We start from the raw sequence: 26,395 nt of genomic DNA on the forward strand, positions 1-26,395 counted from the left end.
GGCGGCTCCGGGGGCATCCACACAGACTGCCAGTCGCGCCGGAGCGCGTCCAGTGTTGCAGTGCGGCAATTCCTCGCCTACTCTGGACCGACCGCCGCCACCGGACACGCCACGAAGATGCAGACCTCCTATCCGCGCCAGGACATCAAGGTATTGCTGCTGGAGGGGGTCAGCGCCAGCGCGGTGGAGGTATTCCATCGGGCCGGCTACAGCCAGGTCGAGTTGCACGCCAAGTCGCTGCCTGAGGACGAACTCAAGGCGCGCATCGGCGAAGCCCACATCATCGGCATCCGTTCGCGCACGCAGCTCACCGCCGAAGTGCTGGCGCAGGCCAAGCGGCTGATTGCCGTGGGCTGCTTCTGCATCGGCACCAACCAGGTGAACCTGGGCGCCGCCCGCCTGGCGGGCATACCGGTGTTCAACGCGCCCTACTCCAACACCCGCAGTGTGGCCGAGCTGGTGATCGCCGAGGCGATCATGCTGCTGCGCGGCATTCCGCAGAAGAATGCGCAATGCCACCGCGGCGGCTGGGCCAAATCCGCCAGCGGCAGTTACGAGACCCGCGACAAGGTGCTGGGCATCGTCGGTTACGGCCACATCGGCACCCAGGTCGGCGTGCTGGCCGAGAGCCTGGGCATGCGGGTGATCTTCCACGACATCGAAACCAAGCTGGCGCTCGGCAACGCCCGCGCGGTGTCCAGTCTGGACGAACTGCTGGAACGCGCCGACGTGGTCACCCTGCACGTGCCCGAGACCCCGGCCACGCAGCTGATGATCCGCGCCGAACAGCTGGCGAAGATGCACGCCGGCGCCATGCTGATCAACGCCTCGCGCGGCAGCGTGGTCGACATCGATGCGCTGGCCGTGGCACTGCGCGAGAAGCGGCTGGCCGGCGCGGCGATCGACGTGTTCCCGCTCGAACCCAAAGGCAACGACGACGCCTTCGTCTCGCCGCTGGCGGGCATGGACAACGTGATCCTGACTCCGCACATCGGCGGCAGCACGCTGGAAGCGCAGGACAACATCGGCATCGAGGTGGCCAGCAAGCTGGTGCGCTACAGCGACAACGGCTCCACCCTGTCGGCGGTGAACTTCCCCGAGGTCACCCTGCCCGAACACCCGCACAGCCGCCGCCTGCTGCACATCCACCGCAACGTGCCCGGCACGCTGTCGCGCATCAACGAACTGTTCTCCGCCGGCAACCTCAACATCGACGCGCAGTTCCTGCAGACCGACAGCGAAGTCGGCTACGTGGTGATCGACGTCAGCGCCGACGAGGCCCAGGCGAATGCGTTGAAGGCGCAGATGGCGACGATTCCGGGGACGTTGCGCGCCCGGGTGTTGTATTGAGGCTGGGAATAGGGAATGGGGAATAGGGAATCGGAAAAGCAGTTGCCGGACCGCGGCTCTGGCTCCTCCATTCCCTATTCCCCATTCCCTATTCCCGACATGAAAAAGGCGCCCAGTGGGCGCCTTTTTCATGTCAAACCATTGGTCGGGGCGGCCGGATTCGAACCGACGACCCTCTGCCCCCCAGGCAGATGCGCTACCAGGCTGCGCTACGCCCCGACGAAACGGCGATTCTAGCAGCTTGTGGTGCGCTGCCGGAAGCGTGATGTCGCTCAGCGGCGCAGCAACGTCAGCACTTCCTCCAGCTCCATCCGCACCTGGCGCACGATCTGGTGCGACATGCTCGATTCCAGCCGTGCCTGCGGGCCTTCAAGGCGCGCGCGCGCACCGGTGATGGTGAAACCCTCGTCGTACAGCAGCGAACGGATCTGACGGATCATCAGCACGTCGTGGCGCTGGTAGTAGCGGCGGTTGCCGCGGCGCTTGACCGGGTTGAGGGCCGGAAACTCCTGCTCCCAGTAACGCAGCACGTGGGGCTTCACACCGCACAGCTCGCCCACTTCACCGATGGTGAAGTAGCGCTTGGCCGGGATGGCCGGCAGTTCGGTGTTATTCCCTTGATCCAGCATAGCTTTCGACTCTCACCTTGAGTTTCTGCCCCGGTCGGAAGGTCACCACCCGCCGCGCGGAGATCGGGATCTCCTCGCCGGTCTTGGGGTTGCGCCCCGGCCGCTGGTTTTTCATGCGCAGGTCGAAATTGCCGAACCCGGACAGCTTCACCTGCTCGCCGTTCTCCAGCGCACCACGCACCACCTCGAAGTAGGCATCCACGAATTCCTTGGCCTCACGCTTGTTGAGGCCCACGTCGAGGAAAAGCCGCTCGGCCATTTCCGCCTTGGTCAGCGCCATCTCATCCTCGCAGTTTCCCCTGGCATGTCTGCTCCAACGCGTTCACCGCTTCGCGTACCCAGTGATCCGCGTCGTCGTCTGTAAGGGTGCGTGAAGCGTCCTGCAAAATCAAGCCCATAGCGAGACTCTTTCGGCCTGCTTCGACGCCTTTGCCGCTGTAGCGGTCGAACAGCCGCAGCTCCCGCAACCGCGCGCCCAGCGTGCCGCGAACGGTGTGCTCGATCCGTGACCAGCTGACGCTTTCCGGCAAATCCATCGCGATATCGCGGCGCACCGCAGGAAATCGCGGGATCGCGGTCGCCCGGGGCAGGCGGCGGGCCAGCAGCGGCTCCAGCGCCACCTCCAGCACATGCACGTCGGGGCCAAGATCGAGCTCCCGCGCCAGCCGGGGGTGCAGGGCGCCGAGATAGCCGACCGTCTCGCCGTCGCGCGCGACCCGGGCGCCGCGGCCCGGATGCAGCCAGGACGGCAGCTCATCGGCATGGATCGACCAGCGCTCCGGCTCGCCGCCCCAGGCGATCAGCGTATCCAGGTCGCCCCTGAGATCGTGGAAATCGAGCAGGCGCGACGGCTCGCCCCATTGCTCGGCGCGCGCGTTGCCGCTGGCCACGACGGCCAGGCTGGGGGTTTCCACCGGTGGTTCGCCGGCCTGCGGATGCGTCAGGCCGTGGATGCCCGGCTCCTCGCACCCGGCCGCGCCTTGCCGGAACACCCGCGCCACTTCGAACAGGCGCACGCGACCCTGCTGGCGTGCGCGGTTGTGCCGCAACGCCTCGACCAGGCCCGGCAGCAGCGAGGGGCGCATCACCGCCAGGTCGGCCGACAGCGGATTGGCCAGCGGCACCAGTTGTTCGTTGAAGCCCCAGCGGGAGAGCAACTCGGCCGCCACGAACGACAGGTTGACGGCTTCGTGGTAACCCCGTGCCGCCAATTGCTCGCGCAGCGCCAGCTCGTTGATGCGCGCTTCGGGCTCGATCGCCAGCACCAGCGCGCCGGACGGCGAATGGGTGGGAATCTTGTCGTAGCCGAAGATGCGCGCGACTTCCTCGATCAGGTCTTCTTCGCGCTCGATGTCGAAGCGGCTGCTCGGCGCGGTGACCCGCCAGCCATCGCCGATCGTTTCCACCCGCATGCCCAGCGCGGTGAAGATGCGTGCCACCTCGGCGTCGGCCACGTCCACCCCGAGCACGCGTTTCAGGCGTGCTCGGCGCAAGGTCACCGGCACCGGCTGCGGCAGGTCGGCGGCGTTCTCGGCCACCAGCACCGGGCCGGCCTGCCCGCCGGCGATCGCCAGCAGCAGTTCGCTGGCGCGCTCCAGCGCGCGACGCGGCAAGCCCGGATCGACGCCGCGTTCGAAGCGGTGCGAGGCGTCGGTGTGCAAGCCCAGCTTGCGCGCGCGGCCCATGATCGCGGCCGGGGCGAAGTGCGCGGACTCCAGGAACACGTTGCGCGTGGCGTCGGTGACGCGCGAGTCGTGACCGCCCATCACGCCGGCCACCGCCAGCGCTTTCTTCTCATCGGCGATCAGCACGAAGCCGTCATCCAGCTTTGCTTCGCTGCCATCGAGCAGCTTCAGTGTCTCGCCGGCGCGCGCATGGCGCACCACGATGTCGCCGTCCAGCGTGTCGTTGTCGAACGCGTGCAGCGGCTGGCCCAGTTCCAGCATCACGTAATTGGTGACGTCGACCACCGCGTTGATCGGGCGCAGGCCGGCTCGGCGCAGGCGCTCGGCCAGCCACAACGGCGTTTTTGCCGCCAGGTCGATGCCTTCGATGATGCGCCCGAGATAGCGCGGCGCATCCTTGCCCGCCTCCAGGCGGATGCCGCGGCGCGCTTCGCTGCTCACGGGCACCTCTGCCTGCGCGACGGTCTTCACGTGACTGCCGAACAGCGCAGCCACGTCATGCGCCAGGCCGACCAGGCCGAGGCAATCGGGGCGATTCGGGGTGAGCTTCAGTTCGAAGCTGGCATCGGGCAGGCCGAGGTAGGCAGCCAGCGGCTGGCCCACCGGCGCATCCAGCGGCAGTTCCAGCAGGCCGGAGGCATCGGCATCGATGCCCAATTCCTTCGCCGAGCAAAGCATGCCGAACGACTCGACGCCGCGCAGCTTGGCCGCCTTGATCGAAACATCGCCGGGCAACTGCGCACCAACGCTGGCCAGCGGCACCTTGATGCCCACCCGCGCGTTCGGCGCACCGCAGACGATCTGCAGCGGCTCGCCCTGCCCTGCATCGACCTTGCACACCTGCAGCCGGTCGGCCTGCGGATGCTTTTCGGCTGCGACGATTTCGGCCACCACCACGCCGGCCAGGCCCTCGCCCAGTGGCGTGAGCTCTTCCACCTCCAGCCCGGCCATGGTCAGCGCATGCGCCAATGCCGCACGGTCAGCCTTGACCTCGACCAGTTCACGCAACCAGTTTTCGGAGAATTTCATGGATTGAAGTCCGGGAATAGGGAGTAGGGAATAGGGAATAGAGAATGGGAAAAGCACGAGCACGCGGCTCCAACTATTCCCCATTCCCTATTCCCGATTCACTCTCAGGCAAACTGCCTGAGAAACCGCAGATCGTTCTCGAAGAACGCACGCAGGTCGGAGACGCCGTAGCGCAGCATGGCGAAGCGCTCCACACCGAGGCCGAAGGCGAAGCCGGTGTAGCGCTCCGGATCGATGCCGCAGTTCTTCAGCACGTTCGGATGCACCATGCCGCAGCCGAGCACCTCCAGCCAGCGGCTCTGGCCATCCTCGGTCTCCCAGCGGATGTCGACCTCGGCCGAAGGCTCGGTAAAGGGGAAATAGCTGGGGCGGAAACGCATCTCGAAATCGCGTTCGAAGAACGCGCGGATGAACTCGGCCAGGGTGCCCTTGAGGTCGGCGAAACTGGAAGTCTCGTCAACCAGCAGGCCTTCGATCTGATGGAACATCGGCGAGTGAGTCTGGTCCGAATCGCTGCGGTAGACCTTGCCCGGCGCGATGATGCGGATCGGCGGCTGGCGACCGGCCATCGTGCGGATCTGCACCGGCGAGGTATGCGTGCGCAGCAGACGGCCGTCGCCGAAGTAGAAGGTGTCGTGCATCGCGCGCGCCGGATGGTGCGGCGGGAAGTTCAACGCCTCGAAGTTGTGCCAGTCGTCCTCGATCTCGGGGCCGTCGGCGCGCTGATAGCCGAGCCGCGCGAAAATCGACGCGATGCGTTCCAGCGCGCGGGTGATCGGGTGAATGCCGCCGCGCTCGCCATCGCGGCCGGGCAGCGAAATGTCGATCGCCTCGGAGGCAAGCCGATGGTCGAGCTCGGCCTGTTCCAGCACGGCCTTGCGTGTCGCCAGTGCGTCGACGAGGCACTCCTTGACACGGTTCACTTCGGCACCGCGCGCCTTGCGCTGCTCGGGCGCCAGGGTGCCCAGGGTCTTCAGCGCGGCGGTCACGATGCCGCTCTTGCCCAGCAGGCCCACGCGCAGGGACTCCAGCGTATCCAGCGTCTCGGCCTGTTCGATGCCAGCCAGCGCCTGCGCGGCCTGGCGTTCCAGATCATCCATCGGTGCGGTCCCGGTTCGGACGTGCAAAAACGAAAACGGGGAGGAGGCGTGTGGCCTCCTCCCCGCTTGATTCACATTCTATCGTCGCAAGCGACGATCAAGCAGCCAGGGCGGCCTTCGCCTTGTCAGCGATGGCCCCAAACGCCTTGATGTCATGCACGGCGATATCAGCCAGGACCTTGCGGTCGACGGTGATGCCGGCCTTGCTCAGCCCATTGATCAGACGGCTGTAGGACAGCCCGAACATGCGCGCGGCAGCGTTGATGCGCACGATCCACAGTGCACGGAACTGGCGCTTGCGCTGCTTGCGGCCGATATAGGCGTACTGACCAGCCTTGATGACGGCCTGGTTGGCGACGCGGAAGACCTTGCGGCGGGCGTTGTAGTAGCCCTTGGCGCGGCCGATGATGGTCTTGTGACGACGACGAGCGGTGACGCCACGCTTTACACGAGCCATGGTCTATCTCCTCACAAGTACGGCAGCATGCGAGCCACGCCCGGCGCGTCGCACGCCTTGAGGTGGTTCGGGGCACGGAGACCACGCTTCAGCTTGGTCGACTTCTTGGTCAGGATGTGCGACTTGTATGCGTGGCCGCACTTGATCTTGCCGGATGCGGTCTTGCGAAAACGCTTCGCAGCCGCCCGGTTGGTCTTGATCTTGGGCATGGAATGCTCCTTGAGTGGGAATGATCCCGTTTCTGACTGATCTGGCGGCAACCGCGGGCTGCTCTTTCCGTCCTGCCATGACCGGTGCACGACCCTTCCGGCGGGTCGAACCCGTAATCATACGGGTTCAAAAGGTCAAACGCCAGCACGAAGTGCCGACGCGTGCGTCCTCTCCCCTCCGGAGAGGATTGGGGAGAGGGTACGGGGCTTGCCCGCTACCCAATTGAGGGCGGCCGCTCCGGGAGACACGGCAAAAGGAGCATTGCCCGCGAGCGAACTCCCGCAAACGCGAACAGCCTATTTCTTCTTGGGCCCGATCATCATGACCATCTGGCGCCCTTCGAGCCGGGGGTACGACTCGACCTGGCCGTTGTCGCCGACGTCTTCCTGGATCTTGCGGGCCAGGTTCTGGCCGAGATCCTGGTGCGACATCTCGCGGCCGCGGAAGCGGATGGTGACCTTGACCTTGTCGCCCTCTTCCAGGAAGCGAAGCATGTTGCGCAGCTTGATCTGGTAGTCGCCCACGTCCGTGACCGGACGGAACTTCACTTCCTTGATCTCGACCTGCTTCTGCTTCTTCTTGGCGGCCTGGGCTTTCTTCTGGGCTTCGAACTTGAACTTGCCGTAATCCATGATGCGGCATACGGGCGGATCGCCATTGGGCTGGATCTCGACCAGATCCATGCCGGCTTCCTGCGCCAGCGCCAGCGCTTCGTCACGGGTCAGGATGCCGAGTTGCTCGGAATCTGCGCCAATGACACGCACCCGCGGCACGCGGATTTCCAGGTTGCGACGATTGCCCTTGTTGTCGGTGGTTGCGATACCACGATCCTCCAGAAGAAGTAATGAAACAGACCGTTCGGCGTTCAACGCCGGGTTTCGGTCTCCAGTCGCCCGATGAAATCGGCCAGCGGCATGCTGCCCAGATCCTCGCCGGAACGGGTACGGACAGAAACCGCCCCCGTCTCTTTCTCGCGGTCGCCGACCACGAGCAGATAAGGCACTTTCTGCATCGTATGTTCGCGGATTTTATAGCCGACTTTCTCGTTGCGCAAATCCGATTGTACCCGGAAACCTTTGTCGACAAGGGCTTGCGTGACCTCGCGAACGTAACCGGCCTGCGCATCGGTGATGCTGAACACCATCGCCTGGACCGGCGCCAGCCAAGTCGGCAGCAGGCCGGCATGGTGCTCGATCAGGATGCCGATGAAACGCTCCATGGACCCCACGATGGCCCGGTGCAGCATCACCGGATGCTGCTTCTGGGAGTGCTCGTCCACGTATTCGGCGCCCAGCCGCTCGGGCATCATGAAATCCACCTGCATGGTGCCGACCTGCCAGTCGCGGCCGATCGAATCGCGCATGTGGTACTCGATCTTGGGGCCGTAGAAGGCGCCCTCGCCCGGCAGCTCGGTCCAGGTTACCCCGGCAGCCGCCAAGGCACCCCGCAGCGCGGCCTCGGCCCGATCCCATACCTCGTCGTCGCCGATGCGCTGGTCCGGACGCAGCGCCAGAGCCACCTCGATCTTGTCGAAACCGAAATCGGCGTAGACCTGCATCGCCTGCCGGTGGAAGGCGGTGACCTCCGGCTCGACCTGCCCGGGCGTGCAGAAGATGTGGCCGTCGTCCTGGGTGAACGCGCGCACGCGCATGATGCCGTGCAGCGCGCCGGACGGCTCGTTGCGATGGCAGCCGCCGAACTCGCCATAGCGCAGCGGCAGGTCGCGGTAGCTGCGCAGGCCCTCATTGAAGATCTGCACGTGGCCAGGGCAGTTCATCGGGCGCAGCGCGAAGGTGTGCTTCTCCGACTCGGTGAAGAACATGTTCTCCTTGTAATTGTCCCAGTGCCCCGACTTTTTCCACAACGACACGTCCAGCACCATCGGGCAACGCACCTCCTGGTAACCGCTGCTGCGGTACACGCCGCGCATGTACTGCTCGACCTGCTGCCAGATCGCCCAGCCGTTCGGGTGCCAGAACACCATGCCGGGGCTCTCTTCCTGCTGGTGGAACAGGTCCAGCTGCTTGCCGATCTTGCGATGGTCGCGCTTCTCGGCCTCTTCCAGCTGGAACAGGTAGGCCTTCAGGTCCTTGTCGTTGAGCCAGGCGGTACCGTAGATGCGGCTGAGCATCGCGTTGTTCGAGTCGCCGCGCCAGTAAGCGCCAGCCACCTTCATCAGCTTGAACGAATGCAGCTTGCCGGTGTTCGGCACGTGCGGCCCCCGGCACAGGTCGGTGAATTCGCCCTGCGAATACAGCGACAGATCCTGGTCGGCCGGGATGCCCTCGATGATCTCGGCCTTGTAGTTCTCGCCCAGGCCGCGGAAGAACGCCACCGCCTCGTCGCGTGATTTCACGCTGCGCGTGACCGGCAATTGCTCGGCCACGATCTTGTGCATCTCCGCCTCGATCTTCGGCAGATCCTCGGGCGTGAACGGGCGTTCGTAGGCGAAGTCGTAGTAGAAGCCGTTGTCGATCACCGGGCCGATGGTGACCTGCGCGCCGGGAAACAGCCGCTGCACGGCCTGGCCCATCAGGTGCGCGGTGGAGTGGCGCAGGATCTCCAGCGCCTCCGGGCTCTTCTCGGTGACGATCTGCAGGCTGGCATCGTGTTCGATCGGGAAGCTGGCGTCGACCAGCTTGCCGTCGACCTTGCCGGCCAGCGTGGCCTTGGCCAGGCCGGCGCCGATCGAAGCGGCCACGTCCTGCACGGTGACGGGGTGTTCGAACGGCTTCTTGCTGCCGTCGGGGAGCGTAATCTCGATCATCGCGAAAGCTTCTCTTGAAAAGCAAAAAAGGGCTTGACGCCCTTTCTTTGACAAACGAAGGCGTGGTGGCGGTCAGTCGTGGCAGCACGTAGTCGTCATGTCGCACACTCGGCCGGCGCAAGCGCGGGCCACCTTGGTCTCGTGGATGGTGCCGAAATCCTAGTCTAGCCCAGATCGTGCGCGTCGCGGAGAGCCTCAGAACGGCTTGGCCAGCACCAGCCAGATCACGCCCAGCAGCAACAGCACCGGCAGCTCGTTGAGCCAGCGCAACGTGCGCGCCGAGGGCAACGCAAGGCCCTTTGCGCTGCGCTTGAGCAATCGCCCGGCCCAGGTGAAGTAGACCAGCAACAACGCGACGAGGGTCAGTTTGGCGTCGATCCAGTGCGTGCCGGAGGCCACGTTCGGCAGGCTCTGCGGGAATACCCGCCAACCCTGCCACAGCACCAGGCCGAACAGGAACGCGATGCCGAACATGTTGTGGCCGAACTTGTACAGTCGACGCCCCATCAGCTGCAGCCGCGCCTGCACCGCCGGCTCGTTCGCCGCTTCGGCCATGTTCACCAGGATGCGCGGCAGGTAGAACACCGTGGCCATCCAGGCGATCACGAACAGCAGGTGTAACGATTTGATCAACAGATAGGTCATGACGAATGGGCGTGGCCGCTGCCTCGCGCAGCGGCGGGCATGATAGCGCGAGCCGCCGGCTTCACTCGCGCGCGGGACCGATCCGCGCCAGCAACGCCTGCAGCAGGCGCTGCTGGTGCTGCGCATCGAGCGGCGCGTTGGCGCGATCGGTCAGCAGGAAGAAGTCCTCCACCCGCTCGCCGAAGGTGGCGATGCGTGCGTCGTGCACGCGTACGTCCTCGCTCAGCATCACCTGCGCCACCGCCGCCAGCAGACCGGGCCGGTCGGTCCCCGCCAACGCCAACTGGGTGCGGCCGCCGGCGGCATGGAAGCTGATCTTCGGCGTCACCTGGAAATGCTTCTGATGGCGCGACATGCTGCGCTTGCTCGGCTGCACGCCCACCGCTTGCGCGAGTGCGCGCTGCAGGCGCTGCTGCAACTCTTCGGCACGCGCGGGACTGGCCGGTTGCTGGCTGTCGGCTTCGAGCAACAGGAAGGTATCCAGCGCCATGCCGGTGGGCGAGCTGAGGATGCGCGACTCCATCACCGAAAAGCGCAGCCGATCCAGCATCGCCGTCACGGTGGCGAACAGGCCGTCCCGATCGGGCGTGTAGACGAACAGCTCGGTGCTGCCGCGTACCGACAACGGTTCCACCGCGACCAGCGGCACCGCACCCTGCGCGCGCAGGATCGCCGCGGTCTGCCACGCGATCTGCTCGGGCCGATGGCGCAGGAAGCTGAGTTGCGGAAAATCCCCCCAGACCTGCCGCACCCGGGCTTCGTCGAAGCCATCCTCCTGCAGCCGCGCCAGCGCCTGCGCGCTGCATTCGCGCACGCGCACGCTGGCGTCGCGCGGCAACTCGACGTCGCTGCGCAGGGCATGGCGGGTGCTGGTGCAGAGATCGGCCAGCAGGCGATCCTTCCAGCTGTTCCACAGGCGCGGGCTGGTGCCGATGATGTCGGCAATGGTCAGCAAGTAGAGCTGGCCGAGCTGCTCCCGCTCGCCCACCGTCTCGGCGAAACGGTGCACCACCTCGGGATCGGTGATGTCCTGGCGTTGCGCCGTGGTGCTCATCAGCAGGTGATGGCGCACCAGCCAGGCGACCCGTTCGACGTCGCCGGAGGGGAGGCCCAGCCGCGTGCAGAAATCCCGCGCATCCTGTTCGCCCAGCACCGAATGGTCGCCGCCGCGACCCTTGGCGATGTCGTGGAACAACGCCGCCAGCAGCAGCACCTCGGGCTTGGGCAGCATGGCCCAGATCTCGCAGCCAAGCGGGAACTCGCCCCGTGCCGCCGGCTCGGCGAAGCGCGCCATGTTGCGCAACACGCGCAAGGTGTGTTCGTCGACCGTGTAGACATGGAACAGGTCGTACTGCATGCGCCCGAACACCTTGCCGAACGCCGGCAGGATCGCCGCCAGCAGGCCGTGCCGGTTCATCCGCCACAACGCCTCCACCGCCGGCGCACCGCGCCGCAACAGGCGCAGGAACGCGGCCAGCACCTCCTCGTCCCGGGCCAGCGCCGCGCCATGGGCGTCGGTCGCCTGATGGATGCGGCGCATGGTGTCGGCACTGAAGCCCAGCACGCCGGACTGCTCCAGCCGGGCGATGAAAATCTCCACCAGCGCCGCGGGCCGGCGCATGAACAATTCCGGATCGCGCGCGGCCAGGCGCGCGCCGTAGCGCACGAAATCGTCGCCCACCGGCTGCTCCGCCGCGGGAGGCTCCAGCATCTCCTCGAAGCGCTCGGCCACCTGCACGCCGAGCCGCTCGACCTGGCTGGCTGCGCGGTAGTAGCCCTGCATGAACTGTTCGACGCCGAGGTTCTTCTCGTGCTCGTCCTGGAATCCCAGGCGTGCGGCCAGCGCCTGCTGATAATCGAACAGCAGCCGCTCCTCGGCCCGTCCCGCTTCCAGATGCAGGGCATAGCGGTAACGGCGCAGCGTCGATTCGGCTTGTTCCAGCTGGGCTTGCTCGGCCGGATCGAGCAGCCCCTCGGCGACCATCCCCGACAACCCGTCCGCGTGCGCCAGGCGTCGCCCCATCCAGCGCAGCGAGTCGAGCGTACGCAGGCCGCCGGGCCCGTCCTTGAGGTTCGGTTCGAGGTTGTAGGCAGTGTCGTCGTAACGGGCGTGCCGCGCGTTGCGCTCGGCCAGCCGGGCGGCGAGGTATTCGCGCGGCGGCCACAACGCCGGGTCGTCAACGATGCCCCGCAGTTGCGCATCGAAGGCCGGATCGCCGGCCAGCCGTCGCGCGTCGAGCAGGCTGGTGAATACGCTGGCGTCCTGCGCGGCCAGCGCCCGGCATTGCGCTGGTTCGCGCACGGCGTGGCCCACTTTCAGGCCGATGTCCCACAAGGTAGCGAAGAACTGCTCCAGTGCCCGCAGGCGCGCAGGCTCGGGTGCCGCCGCCAGCGCCAGCAGGTCCACATCCGAGTACGGAAACAGCAGGCCGCGGCCAAAGCCGCCAATCGCGAACAGCGCCGCGCCGGCTACCTCACCGAGGCAGGCTGCCCACACATGCGCAACCACCCGCGCCACCGACTCGCCGCGCCGCCGCGCCAACGCACTGGCATCCATGCCGTCGCGAAACGCCGTAGCCAACCCGCGATCCACATCCTCCAGCAACTGCCGCAACGCCCGCCGCGCCTCGGCCGAAACGCCGGAGCGCGGCACTGCCACGGGCAGGCGCGGCAAGGGAGGGAGCGCTGAATTCATTGGAGCGAGAAGTGAGTGGAGAGGAGTGCGGAATGAGAGAAGGCAGTCTGCCATGTCTGCATGGCATCCGGCGCCGGCGCCGCGCGCCCAGCTCTCTTTTCTCAATCCTCCCCACTCACTCCTGCTTCACGCATCCGGCCAGGGCGTGAGGATCTCGAAGCCGTCGTCGGTCACCGCCAGGGTGTGTTCCCACTGGGCGGACAGCGAATGGTCCTTGGTCACCACGGTCCAGCCGTCGGGCATCTGGCGCGTCTGCGGCTTGCCGGCGTTGATCATCGGCTCGATGGTGAAGGTCATGCCCTTCTTCAACTCGACGCCGGTGCCGGGCTTGCCGTAATGCAGCACCTGCGGCTCGTCGTGATAGACCTTGCCGATGCCGTGGCCGCAGTACTCCTTGACCACGCTGAAACCGGCCGCCTCGGCATGCTGCTGGATGGCGTGGCCGATATCCCCAAGCGTGGCGCCGGGACGCACCGCCTCGATGCCGCGCATCATCGCCTCGAAAGTCGTATCCACCAGCCGTTTGGCCAGCACCGACGGGGTGCCGGCGACGTACATGCGACTGGTGTCGCCGTGCCAGCCGTCCTTGATCACGGTGACGTCGAGGTTGACGATGTCGCCGTCCTTGAGCACCTTGCCCTCGCTCGGGATGCCGTGGCAGATCACGTGGTTGACCGAGGTGCACAGGGTCTTGGGGAAGCCGTGATAGCCGACGTTGGCGGGAATCGCCTTCTGCACGTTGACGATGTGCTCGTAGGCGCGGCGGTCCAACTCCTCGGTGGTGACGCCGGGCTTGACGTACTCCTTGAGCATGGCCAGCACTTCGGCAGCCAGCTTGCCGGCGACGCGCATGCCTTCAAGGTCTTCGGGAGATTTCAGGGTAATGGCCATGGATTCCACTCATGTGGCGACAGAACTCCTTGAAATCCAGAGACTTGCCGCACCGCCGGCGTACCGGCTACAATTTCGGAGTTTTGCAGGGCTGATGCCTCCCGAGCGGGAGTCGATCCACGCAAAGCGAGCCGGGATTGTAACGCCCAGCGGTACAACACCCAAACCAACGCCACACACGCATCGGCACCGCCTTCGGGGTGCCGCGCCTCGCCCACCGTCAAAATCGGGCCAGTCGCGGTCGAAGCCGGGGATGCGTGGAGGTCCCAACCCCCAGGTTCCTTCTCGAGGGAACCGACAATCGGAGCGACACCCATGGCACAAGTCACCATGCGTCAGATGCTGGAAGCCGGCGTCCATTTCGGTCATCAGACCCGTTACTGGAATCCCAAGATGGCCCCGTACATCTTCGGCGCCCGCGGCAAGATCCACATCATCAATCTCGAAAAGACCCTGCCGCTGTTCACCGACGCGATGAATTTCCTGTCGGGCCTGGCGCAGAAGCGCGGCACCATCCTGTTCGTCGGCACCAAGCGTTCGGCCCGCGAGCCGTTGGCCGAAGAGGCCGCACGCGCCGGCATGCCGTTCGTCACCTCGCGCTGGCTCGGCGGCATGCTGACCAACTTCCGCACCGTGAAGCAGTCCGTTTCGCGCCTGAAGGAACTGGAAGCGGCCGAGACCGATGGCAGCTTCGACAAGCTGGTCAAGCACGAAGTGCTGGCCCGTCGCCGCGAGCGCGACAAGCTGCAGGCCTCGCTGGGCGGCATCAAGGACATGAACCGTCTGCCCGACGCGCTGTTCGTGATCGACATCGGCCACGAAGACATCGCCGTGCAGGAAGCCAAGAAGCTGGGCATCCCGGTAATTGCCGTGGTCGACACCAACTACAACCCGGAGCTGGTCGACTACGCCATCCCGGGCAACGACGACGCGATCCGCGCGATCCAGCTGTATGCCCGCGCCGCCGCCGACTCGATCCTCGAAGGCAAGGCCGCCGCGCCGGCCGCCGCCCAGGGCGACGGCAACGACTTCGTCGAGCTGGACGAGGAAGGCAACCCGGTGGCCAAGGTCGATCGCCCGCGCCGCGAGGCTGCCCCGCGCAAGTCCGCGCCGCGCCGCGACGGCGGTCGCGACGGCGGCCGTGGCCCGCGCAACGAAGGCGCGCCCGCCAAGTAAGCGCCGAGGCGGCGGTCGCCGACCGCCGCCAGGCTGCCGAGATCAACGCGTGACGGCGTTTGCTTGCCGTCGCGCCATCCAAGCATTGGAGAACTACCGATGAGCAATATTTCCGCCCAGATGGTGAAGGAGCTGCGCGAGCGGTCCGGCGCCGGCATGATGGAATGCAAGAAGGCGCTGGTGGAGAACAACGGCGACCTCGACGCCGCCATGGAGTGGCTGCGCAAGTCCGGCCTCGCCAAGGCCGACAAGAAAGCCAGCCGCATCGCCGCCGAAGGCCGCATCGTCACCGACCAGGCCAGCGGCAAGGCCGTACTGGTCGAGATCAACTGCGAAACCGACTTCGTGGGCAAGGACGCGAGCTTCCTGAAGTTCAGCGACACCGTCGCCGAAGTCGCGCTGAAGTCCGGCGCCGCCGATATCGACGCGCTCAAGGCAGCCGCCTATCCCGGCGGCGGCACCGTCGAGGACGCGGCCAAGGCGCTGATCGCCACCATCGGCGAGAAGATCGACGTGCGCCGCATGGCCCGCATCGAGAACGACGGCGTGATCGGCAACTACATCCATGGCGGTCGCATCGGCGTGCTGGTGTCGCTCAAGGGCGGCTCCGAGGAGCTGGCCAAAGGCATCGCCATGCACGTGGCGGCGATGAACCCGGCGCACGTCCGCGCCGAGGACGTGCCGGCCGAGTTCGTCGCCAAGGAGAAGGAAATCGCGCTGAGCCTGATGTCCGAGAAGGACAAGGCCAAGCCGGCCGAGATCCTGGAGAAGATCATCAGCGGCAAGATCCACAAGATCGTTTCCGAAGTCACCCTGCTGGGCCAGCCCTACGTGCTGGACACCAACGTCACGGTCGCCGAGGCGCTGAAGAAGGAAGGCGCCGACGTCATCTCGGTCGTCCGCCTGGCCGTCGGCGAAGGCATCGAGAAGGTGGAAGAGGATTTCGCCGCCGAAGTCATGAAGCAGGCAGGCTTGAGGTAATCCGAAGTACCCGTCATCCCTGACGGCAAAGACCGGCCATCGGGCAACCGCTCCTGCGTTGCCTCACCTCGGGCATCCATGCCCTCGCCATGGCCGGACTTTCAGAAAGAGCGGGTGCTTCGAACCAGGGGCCGCGGGAAACCGCGGCCCTTTTCGTTGTCGCGGTCAATCCCGGTAGGCGCCCAGGTCGCGACGATGGCCGAACTGCGTGACGTAGAACCCCAGCCGCCCGCGAAAGCCTCCCAGCGCCACCTCCACGCGATGGCGCGGATGGGCCTCGTAATAGGCCGAACTGGTGCAAAGGTGGTCGAACAGGAAGCCGGTCATGGGGCCGCCCCTCAACTGGTAGTCGCATTCCCGGCGCCGCCGGCGGTGAACGGTGTGCATCTGCACCGGCGGCAGGAATGCGGCATCGCCCAGCATTCGCGTGACCCCGCCCGCCACCCCATGCGCCAGCGCGCACCAGATGAAGCCTGCAGCCAAGGCAGCGCAGAACGGTGCCGCCAGGAGCATTTTGGCGGTACCGCCCTGATAGGCTTCGTTGCGTCCGGTGAGATTGACCCACGCGAGCCACACCGTGACCGCCACGCCAAGCACCAGCGCCACGTAGAAGCTGGATCGTTCCACCCACGGCTCGGGCAGGAAGTCGATCCAGCCACCGTAGAACGCCAGGGCCATCACGATCAGCGTGCCGTGGATGGCGATGCGTCGCCCGCGCGACGGCGCCGGGACCCCGTAATAAAGCGTGTTCCACCCCACCCGTTCGCTCCTTGAACCGAATCCGTCGCGGCGACTTCAATCGACCGAGGCAAGCTTACCCGAGAGCGGCTCTGCCGCTACAATGTGGCGGTTTGCCCCCACAATCCGGAGAACCCATGAGCACCCAGCCCAAGTACCACCGCATCCTGCTCAAGCTCTCCGGTGAAGCGCTGATGGGCGAGGCCGACTACGGCATTGATCCGAACGTGATCGGCCGGCTCGCCGAGGAGATCATCGAGGTGCGCCGCGCCGGCGTGGAAGTGGGCGTGGTGATCGGCGGCGGCAACATCTTCCGCGGCGCCGGCCTGGCCGCGGCCGGCATGGATCGCGTCACCGGCGACCACATGGGCATGCTCGCCACCGTGATGAACGCGCTGGCGATGGCCGATGCGATCGAGAAGCGTGGCGGCTATGCGCGGGTGATGAGCGCGATCCAGATCCACGACGTGGCCGAGGACTACATCCGCCGCCGCGCGATCCGCCACATCGAGAAGGGCCGCATCGTGCTGTTCGCTGCCGGCACCGGCAATCCGTTCTTCACCACCGACTCGGCCGCGGCGCTGCGCGCCGTGGAAGTCGGCGCCGACCTGCTGCTCAAGGCCACCAAGGTCGACGGCGTCTACAGCGCCGACCCCGCCCGTGACGCGCACGCCATCCGCTACGAGCGGCTGAGCTACGAGGAAGTGATCCAGCGCAACCTGCAAGTGATGGACACCGCCGCGATCGCGCTGTGCCGCGACCACGGCATGCCGCTGCGCATCTACGACATGAGCGTGCCCGGCAGCCTGATGCGCATCATGGGCGGCGAGTCGATCGGCACGCTGGTCGGCTGAGTCGGCCCGCGGGGGCGACGCCCGCCACTGCTATAATCACGCGTTGCCAGATTCACCGGGGTACGACACATGCTCAACGACATCAAGAACGATGCCCAGGCCCGCATGGGCAAGAGCATCGATTCGCTCAAGCACGACCTCACGCGTATCCGCACCGGCCGCGCCAGCACCACGTTGGTCGACCACATCAAGGTCAGCTACTACGGCGCGGAAACGCCGCTGTCGCAGGTCGCGTCCGTGACGCTGGCCGATGCGCGCACCATCCTCATCACGCCGTGGGAAAAAAACATGGTGGCGCCGATCGAGAAGGCCCTGATGGCATCGGACATCGGCATCACGCCGACCACCGCCGGCACCGTGATCCGGCTCAACATGCCCGCGCTCACCGAGGAGCGTCGCAAGGAGCTGGCCAAGCACGTGGGCCATGAGGGCGAGAACGCCAAGATCGCCATCCGCAACGTGCGCCGCGATGCCCTGCAGCAGGTCAAGGACCTGCTCAGGGACAAGCAGATCACGGAGGACGAGGATCGCCGTTTCGACGACGAGATCCAGAAGCTCACCGATCGCGCGGTCAAGGACGTCGATACCGTGGTCAAGGCCAAGGAAGAGGAGCTGATGGCGCTCTGAGCGCCATCGCACCCCGCATGCCGGCCGCCACGGCTGCCCGGGTTCCCCGCCATGTCGCCATCGTGATGGACGGCAACGGGCGCTGGGCCCGTGCCCGGCACCGTCCGCGCAGCTTCGGCCACAACGCCGGGCGCCGCGCGGTGCGCGAGGTGATCGAAGCCTGCCTGCGCGAAGGCGTGCCGGTGCTGACCCTGTTCGCCTTCTCCAGCGAAAACTGGCAGCGCCCGCAGGACGAGGTCAGCGCCCTGATGAACCTGTTCGTGCGCGCGCTGGACAAAGAAGTGGAGGAACTGCACGGCCACGGCGTGCGCCTGCGCTTCATCGGCGACCTGGACAGCTTCGACGAGCCGCTGCGCCAGCGCATGCGCGCGGCGACGGACCGCACCGCCGGCAACGCGGCGCTGCAACTGAATATCGCGGTGAGTTACGGCGGCCGCTGGGACATCGTGCAGGCCTGTCGCCACGCTGCCGCGGCAGTCGCGCATGGCGAGTTGCGCGCCGACGAGATCGACGAATCACGGCTGGGCCAGTGGATGAGCCTGGCCGAGCTGCCGCCGCTGGACCTGTTCATCCGCACCGGCGGCGAACGCCGCATCAGCAACTTCCTGTTGTGGCAGGTCGCCTACGCCGAGCTGTACTTTACCGATACGTTGTGGCCCGATTTCGACCAGGCTTGCCTGCGCGAGGCCATCGCCGACTACGCTTCGCGCGAGCGCCGCTACGGCCGCACCAGCGCGCAGCTGGCCCCTGCCCCCCAGGAGCGTGGGCGATAGAAACCAAGGGGCTATGGCTTCGCGCTTTTGGCCAGCTTTTCCGCTCCTTCTCGTCAGATAGCTACGGCTATCTTCCTCAAACGATCGAAAAACCTGACTCAAAATCGCTTTGCTCGCTCCCTTGGTTTCTACCGCCCACGCTCCTAGAGGATTTCCATGCTGCTTCAGCGCATTCTCACCGCCCTGGTGCTCGCGCCGCTGGCGATCCTGATCGTCCTGCTGCCGCCGACCGGCGTCTTCGGCGCGATCGTGGCCGTGGCTTTCCTGGCGGCATGGGGGGAGTGGGCCCAGCTGAGCGGCCTGCATGGCCGTGCCCGGGTGGCCTTGCTGATCGTGGCCGCCGGCGTGTTCGTGCTGCTCTGGCTGGCGCGCGACAGCGCGTGGCTCGACTGGCTGCTGGTCGCTGGCGTGGCATGGTGGCTGGTGGCCTGCCTGTGGCTGCGCCACTTCGCGTTCGCCGCCGCGCCCACGCGCGACAACACCGCGCTGAAACTGCTGGCCGGCGCATTCGTGATCTTTCCGGCCTGGGTCGCCCTGGTCCGCATCCATGGCCACTCGCCGCACGGCCCGTGGTGGACCTTGCTGGCGCTGATGATCGTGTGGGCCTCGGACATCGGCGCCTACGCCGCCGGCCGCGCCTTCGGCAAGCGCAAGCTGGCGCCGCATATCAGCCCGGGCAAGACCTGGGCCGGCGCCTACGGCGCGCTGGTCGCCGGCGTGCTGCTGGCGCTGGTCGGCGCCTGGCTGCTCGACGTGCGTGATGTGCGGTTGCTGGCGCTGGCGCTGCTGGCGGCGGCCACCGTGTCCATTTCTATCGTCGGCGACCTGTTCGAGAGCCTGCTCAAGCGGCATGCCCAGGTGAAGGATTCGGGCAGCATCTTTCCCGGCCATGGCGGCCTGATGGATCGACTGGACAGCGTGTTCGCGGCACTGCCCATTTTCGCCGCCGGCTTGTGGGTGCTGCAGTTGTGACGATGCGCACGGTCGCTGTCCTTGGTGCCACCGGCTCGATCGGCGGCAGCACGCTGGACGTGATCGCGCGCCATCCGGAGCGGTTCCGCGCCAGCGTGCTCACCGCGAACCACCGCGTCGAGGCGCTGGTCGAACTGTGCGTTCGACACCGGCCGGACCTGGCCATCGTCGCCGATCCCGCGCACGAGGGCGAACTGGCCCGGCGCCTGGCCGACGCCGGGGTGCGCTGCGATGTCGCCAGCGGCCCGGACGCGCTGGTCGCCGCGGCGGCCAGCAACCTGTGCGACACCGTGGTGGCGGCCATTGTCGGCGCCGCCGGGCTGGAGTCGACCCTGGCCGCCGCGCAGGCCGGCAAGCGGCTGCTGCTGGCCAACAAGGAGTCCATCGTGATGGCCGGCCCGCTGCTGCTGCAGGCGGTCGAGCGCGGTGGCGGGGTGCTGGTGCCGGTCGACTCCGAGCACAACGCGTTGTTCCAGTGTCTGCCGGGCGGTCGCCCCGCACTGGCCCGCAGTGGCGTGCGCCGATTGATCCTGACCGCGTCCGGCGGCCCGTTCCGCGGCCGCAGCCGCGCCGAGCTGGCGCATGTCACGCCCGACCAGGCCTGCAAGCATCCCAATTGGGTCATGGGCCGCAAGATCTCGGTCGACTCGGCCACCCTGATGAACAAGGGGCTGGAGGTGATCGAGGCGCATCACCTGTTCGCCGCGCCGGTCGAGGCCATCGAGGTGGTGGTGCATCCGCAGAGTCTGATCCACTCGATGGTCGACTACGTCGACGGCTCCGTGCTGGCGCAACTGGGCAACCCGGACATGCGCACCGCGATCGCCCACGCGCTGGCCTGGCCGGAGCGGGTCGAGTCCGGGGTCACCCCGCTCGACCTCGCCGCCTGCGCGCCGCTGCAGTTCGAGGCGCCGGATCTGGCCACCTTCCGCTGCCTGGCGCTGGCCTTCCAGGCGCTGCGCGCCGGTGGCGACGCCCCGACCGTGCTGAGCGCGGCCAACGAGGTGGCGGTGGAGGCCTTCCTCGCCGGCACGCTGGCGTTCCTGTCGATCGCCGACGTGGTCGAGGCGGTGCTTGCGGAACTGCCGGCGCAGCCGGTGGTCGATATCCCGACCCTGCTCGAGCGCGACCGGGCGGCCCGCGAGGCGGCCCGGCGCGTACTGCGCAGGGCTTGCTGATATTCTTGTCCCGATGACTTTCCGCTGCGGTACTTGATGACTTCCTTTTTCGGCTCGGTGTTCTGGTTGCTGGTCACGCTCGGCGTGCTGGTGACCTTCCATGAGTTCGGCCACTACTGGGTCGCGCGGCGCTGTGGGGTCAAGGTGCTGCGGTTCTCGATCGGCTTCGGCAAGGCGATCTGGAAGCGCATCGGCCGCGACGGCACCGAATACTGGATCGCGGCGATCCCGCTGGGCGGCTACGTGAAGATGCTGGACGCGCGCGAGGGCGAGGTCGACCCGGCCCTGCGCGACCAGGAGTTCACCGGCAAATCGGTGTGGAAACGCATCGCCATCGTGGCGGCCGGGCCGGGCTTCAACGTGATCTTCACCATCGCCGCGCTGTGGCTGATGTTCATGCTCGGCCGGAGCGACTACGCGCCGATCGTCACCTCCACGCCGGACAGCATCGCCGCCGAGGCAGGCATCCAGCCGGGCGACCGCATCCTCAGCGTCAACGGGCGCCAGGTCTCCACCTGGAGCGATTCGATGGACGCGGTGGGCAACGCGCTGCTGGCGCTGACCCCGCTGCCGCTGACGGTGCGCCACGCCGACGGCCAGACCCGCGAACTCGTGCTGCCGCTGGACCGTCTGCCGGCCGGCCAGCCGATCGACCAGTACTTCGGCAAGCTCGGCTTGCGCCTGGCACCGCCGCCGGCGATCGCCGGCACGGTCAAGCCCGGGCAACCGGCGGCCCTGGGCGGCATCCAGGGCGGCGATCGCATCGTCAGCATCAACGGCCAGCCGGTGGGCGATTTCGACAGCCTCGGCAAGCTGGTGCAATCGGCGGCGGCCACATCGCCGCGACTGTCGATCGGCGTGCTGCGCGACGGCCGGCCGCTGACCCTCGCGGTCACCGCGACATGGGAGTCGCTCGGCGACCAGCCGGCGAAGTGGATGCTGGGCGTCGCCCCGCCGCCGCCGGAGCCGGCCACCGTGCAGTATTCGCCGGCGCGCGCACTGGGCGCCGCGTTCACCACCACTTGGCGCAACACCCGGCAGACCTTCGGCATGATCGGGGAGATGCTCAGCGGGCACGCCTCGACCAAGAACATCTCCAGCGTGATCGGCATCGCCCAGTACGCCAATGCGTCGGCGCAGATGGGGCTGGCGTGGTTCCTGCAGTTCCTGGCGATGGTGTCGCTGAGCCTGGCGATCCTGAACCTGCTGCCGATCCCGGTCCTCGATGGCGGGCACCTGCTGTATTATCTGATCGAACTGGTCAAGGGCAGCCCGGTCAGCGAACAGGCCATGATCATCGGCCAGTACATCGGTCTGGTCCTGCTGTTCAGCCTGGTCGGATGGACGCTATTCAACGACATCCAGCGAACCCTGCTGTCGTGATGCGCATTGCCATCGCCCTCGACCACCTGGCGATCCGCCAGACTGCGCCGGTCCTGCTTGCCCGGGCCGACGCGGTCCGCGACAAATCCCGCTGGAATGCAGCGCCCCTTTTCGCGACGGGCTCATCCCCCGCCGCATGCGTTGACGGAGCGGCCGCGCTGGCCGCCCCGTCAAACTAACCCAACGGAACCGACGATGAAGCGTATCGCCGCGCTGATCCTGCTTGCCTCCCTTGCCGCGAACGCGTACGCGTTCGAGCCCTTCGTGATCTCGGACATCCGCATCGACGGCCTCAGCCGCATCGCGGCCGGCACGGTGTACAACTACCTGCCGGTGAACAAGGGCGACCGGCTCACCAACGCCGAGGCGGCGCGCGCCATCCGCGCGCTGTACCAGACCAAGTTCTTCAGCGACGTGGAGCTCGACCGCGACGGCAACATCCTGGTGATCAAGGTGGTCGAGCGGCCGTCCATCGCCAAGCTCAACATCCGCGGCAACCACGACATCAAGACCGACGACCTGAAGAAGGGCCTCAAGCAGACCGGCATCTCCGAAGGCGAGACCTTCGACCGGCTGGCCATCGACGGCGTGCAGCAGGAGCTGATCCGGCAGTACTACAACCGCGGCAAGTACAACGTGTCGGTCGAGCCGCACGTGACCCGGCTCGACCGCAACCGCGTTGCCATCGACATCGAGATCCGTGAGGGCAAGGCAGCCAAGATCCGCGAGATCAACATCCTCGGCAACCACGCCTACACCGACAAGCAGATCCGCGACGATTTCGAGTCCGGCACGCCGAACCTGATGTCGTGGTACTCCAAGAACGACCAGTACTCGCGCGAGAAGCTTTCCGGCGACCTGGAGAAGCTGCAGTCCTACTACATGAACCGCGGTTACGCGGATTTCGGCGTGGATTCGACCCAGGTCAGCATCTCGCCGGACAAGCGCAACATGTACATCGACGCCAGCATCAAGGAAGGCGACATCTACAAGGTCACCGACGTCAAGCTGCTCGGCGACCTGATCCTGCCGGAAAAGACGATGCGCCAGCTGGTGTTCGTCAAGGAAGGCGACATCTTCAACCGCGGCGCGATCGAGAACTCCAGCAAGGCGATCAAGGCGGTGCTGTCCAACATCGGCTATGCCTACGCCAAGGTCACGCCGATCCCGAAGCTGGACAAGGACAAGCACACGGTCGACCTGACCATGTACGTCGAGCCGGGCCAGCGCGTGTACGTGCGCCGCGTGATCTTCTCCGGCAACACCAAGACCGAGGACAACGTGCTGCGTCGCGAGATGCGCCAGCTCGAAGGCTCCATGTACTCGCAGGCCGCGATCGACCGCTCGAAGATCCGCCTGCAGCGGCTGGGCTACTTCAAGAAGGTCGACATCGACAAGAAACTGGTGCCCGGCTCGCAGGACCAGGTCGACGTCAGCGTCAAGGTCGAGGAGCAGGCCGCCGGCAGCATGCAGTTCGGCATCGGCTACTCGCAGTACGCCGGCATCATCCTCAACGCCTCGTTGAGCCAGAACAACCTGTTCGGCAGTGGCGACAGCTTCTCGGTGAGCGGCTCGCGCAGCACCTACCAGACCAGTTTCGGCGCCAACTACTACAACCCGTACCTGACCGACAACGGCATCGGCATCGGCTACAGCGTCAACTATTCCAAGACCGACTACGGCAACACCGACTACGCCAACTACAGCACCAGCGCCAAGGGCTTCTCCACCTACCTGGGCATCCCGATCAGCGAAACCGACGGCGTGCGCTTGGGCCTGGGCATCAGCAGCAACAAGGTCAACCTGTTCCCCGGCTACAGCCCGCGGGACCTGATCGACTACCAGAACCAGCTCGGCAACAAGACGATCCATTCGTGGACCGGCACGCTGGGCTGGAACCACGACACCCGCAACGGCTTCTGGGCGCCCACCCGCGGCGGCCTGCTGCAGGCCCAGGCGGATGTCGCCCTGCCCGGCTCCACCGTGCAGTACTGGAAGCTCACCGCCGAGGCCAACCATTACTGGCCGATCGGCAAGGGCTTCGTGCTCTACCTGGACGGCCAGGTGGGCTACGGCAAGACCTATGGCAAGAACGGCATCAGCGACGACCAGTTCGCCGTGCTCAAGGCCGCCACCGAAGCGCAGCGCGGCGCAGGCTACGTGATGCCCGACCTGCGCCAGGATTTCCCGTTCTTCGCCAACTTCTCTTCCGGCGGCGTGCGCGACGTACGCGGCTTCCAGGACAACACCCTGGGCCCGCGCGTGTGCATCGACGGCAGCTCGCCGGACGCGCGCGGCAACTGCCTGGGCGCCTACTGGGCGCAACCGATCGGCGGCTCGTTCAAGGTGCTGGGCACCGCCGAGCTGTACCTGCCGCTGCCGTTCCTGAAGGACATCAACACCGCGCGCGTGTCGCTGTTCACCGACGTCGGCAACGTCTACCGGGATTACCAGAGCTTCGACGCCAGCACGCTGCGCGCCTCGGCCGGCGTATCGCTGCACTGGCAGGCGCCGATCGGCCCGCTGATCATCAGCCTCGCCGTGCCGTTCCGCTCGCAGCCGTCGGACGGTCATTACGAGGAGCGCATCCAGTTCACCTTCGGCAGCCAGTTCTGACCATCGGCCGGTGCGGGCGCCGCCACGTGCGGAGCTGCCGGCGTCTCGAAGGAAAACGCGGCGATGCCGCGTTTTCTTTTTCGTCGTCCGGGCACACCTGCGTCGTGCGGCGCCACGCCCTACAATGACGCGCACCGTCCGGAGCCACGCATGAACGCCATCCACTACTCGGCAGCCGAACTGGCCGCGCGCTTCGGCCTCGACGTCCGCGGCGACGGCACGCGGATGGTGAGCGGCGTGGGCACGCTCGGTGGCGCCGGCGCCAGCGAGTTGAGCTTTCTTTCCAACAGCAAATACACCGCGCAGCTGCTGTCCACCCGCGCGGGCGTGGTGGTGCTGCGCGAGGAGAACCTCGCCGATTGCCCGGCCACCGCGCTGATCGCCAGGGACCCCTACGTCGCCTACGCGCGCATCGCCGCGCTGTTCGAGCGCCTGCCCGCCGCACCGGCTGGCGTGCATCCCAGTGCCGTGGTCGCCGCTTCCGCGCGCGTCAGCGCCGGCGCCAGCATCGGCCCGTGTTGCGTGATCGAGGCCGATGCAGTGGTCGAGGACGGCGCCGTGCTGGGGCCACACTGCATCATCGGCGAGGGCTGCACGGTGGGGGCGCAATCGCGGCTGGTGGCCCGGGTCACCCTGGTCACGCGCGTCATCCTGGGTCGCCGCGTGCTGGTGCATCCCGGCGCGGTGATCGGTTCGGACGGCTTCGGCCTGGCCTTCGACACCGACCACTGGATCAAGCTGCCCCAGTTGGGTGGGGTACGCATCGGCGATGACTGCGAGATCGGCGCCAACACCACGATTGACCGCGGCACGCTGGACGACACCGTGCTGGAAGAAGACGTGCGGCTGGACAACCAGATCCAGATCGCCCACAACGTGCACGTGGGCGCGCACACCGCAATGGCCGGATGCGCCGCCGTGGCCGGCAGCGCCAGGATCGGCCGCTACTGCCAGATCGGCGGCAATGCGGGCGTGCTCGGCCATCTCGAGCTGGCCGACCGGGTTACCATTACCGCCAAGAGCCTGGTCACCCATTCGATACGCGAACCGGGCGAGTACTCCTCCGGCGTGCCGCTGCAGGAAAATCGCCTGTGGCGCAGGAATGCGGCGCGATTCAAGCATCTGGACGAATACGCGCGCCGTCTGGCGGCACTGGAAAAGGACAAGAGCGATGACTGAGGAAAATTTCGAGATCACCCTGCCGGTGCAGGTGGAGCAGATCCAGCGCCTGCTGCCGCACCGCTACCCGTTCCTGCTGGTCGACCGGGTGATCGAGGTCGTGCCGGACGTCAGCGCAGTCGCGCTGAAGAACGTCACCATCAATGAACCGTTCTTCGATGGCCATTTCCCGGGCCATCCGGTGATGCCGGGCGTGCTGATCATTGAGGCGATGGCGCAGGCCGCCGGCCTGCTGACGCAGATCAGCCGCCGCATGAAGGGCGACGCGGGCAGCCCGTTGTTCTATCTGGTCAAGGTCGACAATGCGCGCTTCAGCGCTCCGGTGGTGCCGGGCGACCAGTTGCGCCTGGAAGTGAACCTGAAACGCCTGGTCCGCGGCATGGGCCTGTTCGCCGCGCGCACCACGGTCGACGGCAAGGAAGTGGCAAGCTGCGAACTGATGTGCGCCGCGAGGTCATGA

24 protein-coding genes and 1 tRNA gene are annotated in these 26,395 nt (G+C 66.6%); 12 read left to right on the forward strand and 13 right to left on the reverse strand.

Annotated elements, in window-relative coordinates; translation table 11 throughout:
- The first annotated feature begins 117 nt into the window (after positions 1 to 117).
- Entirely contained in the window at positions 118 to 1,350 is a 1,233-nt protein-coding gene (serA, locus tag ACVCMI_RS14130; RefSeq protein ID WP_447098386.1) for a phosphoglycerate dehydrogenase, read from the forward strand.
- Between the two features lie 142 nt (positions 1,351 to 1,492).
- On the opposite strand, the gene ACVCMI_RS14135 is transcribed toward serA, so the two are convergent.
- The 12 genes from ACVCMI_RS14135 to map form a co-directional block, all read right to left on the reverse strand.
- Positions 1,493 to 1,569 (reverse strand) — tRNA-Pro (locus ACVCMI_RS14135).
- Positions 1,570 to 1,622: 53 nt separating this feature from the next.
- Positions 1,623 to 1,979, reverse strand: a complete 357-nt coding sequence (locus ACVCMI_RS14140; RefSeq protein WP_077513841.1) for a MerR family transcriptional regulator — start codon at positions 1,977 to 1,979, stop codon at positions 1,623 to 1,625.
- Entirely contained in the window at positions 1,960 to 2,259 is a 300-nt protein-coding gene (gene ihfA / locus ACVCMI_RS14145) for an integration host factor subunit alpha (RefSeq protein WP_395119720.1), read from the reverse strand. Before ihfA ends, ACVCMI_RS14140 begins: the two co-directional genes overlap by 20 nt.
- A gap of 1 nt (position 2,260) precedes the next feature.
- Positions 2,261 to 4,693: a phenylalanine--tRNA ligase subunit beta gene (gene pheT / locus ACVCMI_RS14150; protein ID WP_447099438.1), complete on the reverse strand. Its 2,433-nt coding sequence runs from the start codon at positions 4,691 to 4,693 to the stop codon at positions 2,261 to 2,263.
- 104 nt (positions 4,694 to 4,797) lie between these two features.
- A complete protein-coding gene (pheS, locus tag ACVCMI_RS14155; RefSeq protein ID WP_447098385.1) occupies positions 4,798 to 5,793 on the reverse strand; it encodes a phenylalanine--tRNA ligase subunit alpha in 996 nt (331 codons plus the stop codon).
- 97 nt (positions 5,794 to 5,890) lie between these two features.
- The gene (gene rplT / locus ACVCMI_RS14160; RefSeq protein ID WP_136257363.1) at positions 5,891 to 6,250 is read right to left on the reverse strand and encodes a 50S ribosomal protein L20; all 360 of its coding nucleotides are present in this window, start codon (positions 6,248 to 6,250) and stop codon (positions 5,891 to 5,893) included.
- Positions 6,251 to 6,261: 11 nt separating this feature from the next.
- On the reverse strand, positions 6,262 to 6,459 hold the full coding sequence (gene rpmI / locus ACVCMI_RS14165; RefSeq protein ID WP_395119723.1) for a 50S ribosomal protein L35: 198 nt from the start codon (positions 6,457 to 6,459) through the stop codon (positions 6,262 to 6,264).
- A gap of 297 nt (positions 6,460 to 6,756) precedes the next feature.
- On the reverse strand, positions 6,757 to 7,281 hold the full coding sequence (gene infC, locus ACVCMI_RS14170; RefSeq protein WP_395121221.1) for a translation initiation factor IF-3: 525 nt from the start codon (positions 7,279 to 7,281) through the stop codon (positions 6,757 to 6,759).
- 44 nt (positions 7,282 to 7,325) lie between these two features.
- Positions 7,326 to 9,227, reverse strand: coding sequence for a threonine--tRNA ligase (thrS, locus tag ACVCMI_RS14175; RefSeq protein WP_447098384.1), 1,902 nt, complete (start codon positions 9,225 to 9,227; stop codon positions 7,326 to 7,328).
- A gap of 195 nt (positions 9,228 to 9,422) precedes the next feature.
- Positions 9,423 to 9,872, reverse strand: a complete 450-nt coding sequence (locus tag ACVCMI_RS14180; RefSeq protein ID WP_395119725.1) for a CopD family protein — start codon at positions 9,870 to 9,872, stop codon at positions 9,423 to 9,425.
- 61 nt (positions 9,873 to 9,933) lie between these two features.
- A complete protein-coding gene (glnD, locus tag ACVCMI_RS14185; RefSeq protein WP_447098383.1) occupies positions 9,934 to 12,567 on the reverse strand; it encodes a [protein-PII] uridylyltransferase in 2,634 nt (877 codons plus the stop codon).
- A 126-nt stretch (positions 12,568 to 12,693) separates the two neighbouring features.
- Positions 12,694 to 13,458, reverse strand: a complete 765-nt coding sequence (gene map, locus ACVCMI_RS14190; protein WP_447098382.1) for a type I methionyl aminopeptidase — start codon at positions 13,456 to 13,458, stop codon at positions 12,694 to 12,696.
- 315 nt (positions 13,459 to 13,773) lie between these two features.
- On the opposite strand from map, the gene rpsB reads away from it, so the two are divergent.
- Positions 13,774 to 14,634, forward strand: coding sequence for a 30S ribosomal protein S2 (gene rpsB, locus ACVCMI_RS14195; protein WP_395119728.1), 861 nt, complete (start codon positions 13,774 to 13,776; stop codon positions 14,632 to 14,634).
- Between the two features lie 99 nt (positions 14,635 to 14,733).
- Positions 14,734 to 15,615: a translation elongation factor Ts gene (gene tsf / locus ACVCMI_RS14200; protein WP_447098381.1), complete on the forward strand. Its 882-nt coding sequence runs from the start codon at positions 14,734 to 14,736 to the stop codon at positions 15,613 to 15,615.
- 165 nt (positions 15,616 to 15,780) lie between these two features.
- Here tsf and ACVCMI_RS14205 read toward each other — a convergent pair whose 3' ends face one another.
- Positions 15,781 to 16,374, reverse strand: a complete 594-nt coding sequence (locus tag ACVCMI_RS14205) for a hypothetical protein (protein ID WP_395119730.1) — start codon at positions 16,372 to 16,374, stop codon at positions 15,781 to 15,783.
- A gap of 116 nt (positions 16,375 to 16,490) precedes the next feature.
- Between ACVCMI_RS14205 and pyrH the strand changes: the two genes are divergently transcribed.
- The 9 genes from pyrH to fabZ all read left to right on the forward strand — a co-directional run bounded on the left by pyrH (position 16,491) and on the right by fabZ (position 26,395).
- Positions 16,491 to 17,207 carry a UMP kinase gene (gene pyrH, locus ACVCMI_RS14210; protein ID WP_395119731.1) on the forward strand — a complete coding sequence of 239 codons (717 nt, stop codon included), beginning with the start codon at positions 16,491 to 16,493 and terminating at the stop codon, positions 17,205 to 17,207.
- A gap of 69 nt (positions 17,208 to 17,276) precedes the next feature.
- Positions 17,277 to 17,834: a ribosome recycling factor gene (gene frr, locus ACVCMI_RS14215; RefSeq protein WP_447098380.1), complete on the forward strand. Its 558-nt coding sequence runs from the start codon at positions 17,277 to 17,279 to the stop codon at positions 17,832 to 17,834.
- A gap of 17 nt (positions 17,835 to 17,851) precedes the next feature.
- Positions 17,852 to 18,607 (forward strand): polyprenyl diphosphate synthase, encoded by a 756-nt coding sequence (gene uppS / locus ACVCMI_RS14220; RefSeq protein ID WP_447098379.1) that lies wholly within the window; start codon positions 17,852 to 17,854, stop codon positions 18,605 to 18,607.
- Positions 18,608 to 18,763: 156 nt separating this feature from the next.
- The gene (locus ACVCMI_RS14225) at positions 18,764 to 19,579 is read left to right on the forward strand and encodes a phosphatidate cytidylyltransferase (RefSeq protein ID WP_447098378.1); all 816 of its coding nucleotides are present in this window, start codon (positions 18,764 to 18,766) and stop codon (positions 19,577 to 19,579) included.
- Positions 19,580 to 19,581: 2 nt separating this feature from the next.
- Positions 19,582 to 20,757 carry a 1-deoxy-D-xylulose-5-phosphate reductoisomerase gene (locus ACVCMI_RS14230; protein ID WP_447098377.1) on the forward strand — a complete coding sequence of 392 codons (1,176 nt, stop codon included), beginning with the start codon at positions 19,582 to 19,584 and terminating at the stop codon, positions 20,755 to 20,757.
- 36 nt (positions 20,758 to 20,793) lie between these two features.
- Positions 20,794 to 22,140, forward strand: a complete 1,347-nt coding sequence (gene rseP / locus ACVCMI_RS14235; RefSeq protein WP_447098376.1) for an RIP metalloprotease RseP — start codon at positions 20,794 to 20,796, stop codon at positions 22,138 to 22,140.
- 195 nt (positions 22,141 to 22,335) lie between these two features.
- Positions 22,336 to 24,756: an outer membrane protein assembly factor BamA gene (bamA, locus tag ACVCMI_RS14240; protein WP_447098375.1), complete on the forward strand. Its 2,421-nt coding sequence runs from the start codon at positions 22,336 to 22,338 to the stop codon at positions 24,754 to 24,756.
- Positions 24,757 to 24,906: 150 nt separating this feature from the next.
- Positions 24,907 to 25,935, forward strand: coding sequence for a UDP-3-O-(3-hydroxymyristoyl)glucosamine N-acyltransferase (gene lpxD, locus ACVCMI_RS14245; RefSeq protein WP_447098374.1), 1,029 nt, complete (start codon positions 24,907 to 24,909; stop codon positions 25,933 to 25,935).
- Positions 25,928 to 26,395 carry a 3-hydroxyacyl-ACP dehydratase FabZ gene (gene fabZ, locus ACVCMI_RS14250; protein WP_395119739.1) on the forward strand — a complete coding sequence of 156 codons (468 nt, stop codon included), beginning with the start codon at positions 25,928 to 25,930 and terminating at the stop codon, positions 26,393 to 26,395. Before lpxD ends, fabZ begins: the two co-directional genes overlap by 8 nt.

Source organism: Rhodanobacter sp. UC4448_H15, assembly GCF_052978265.1.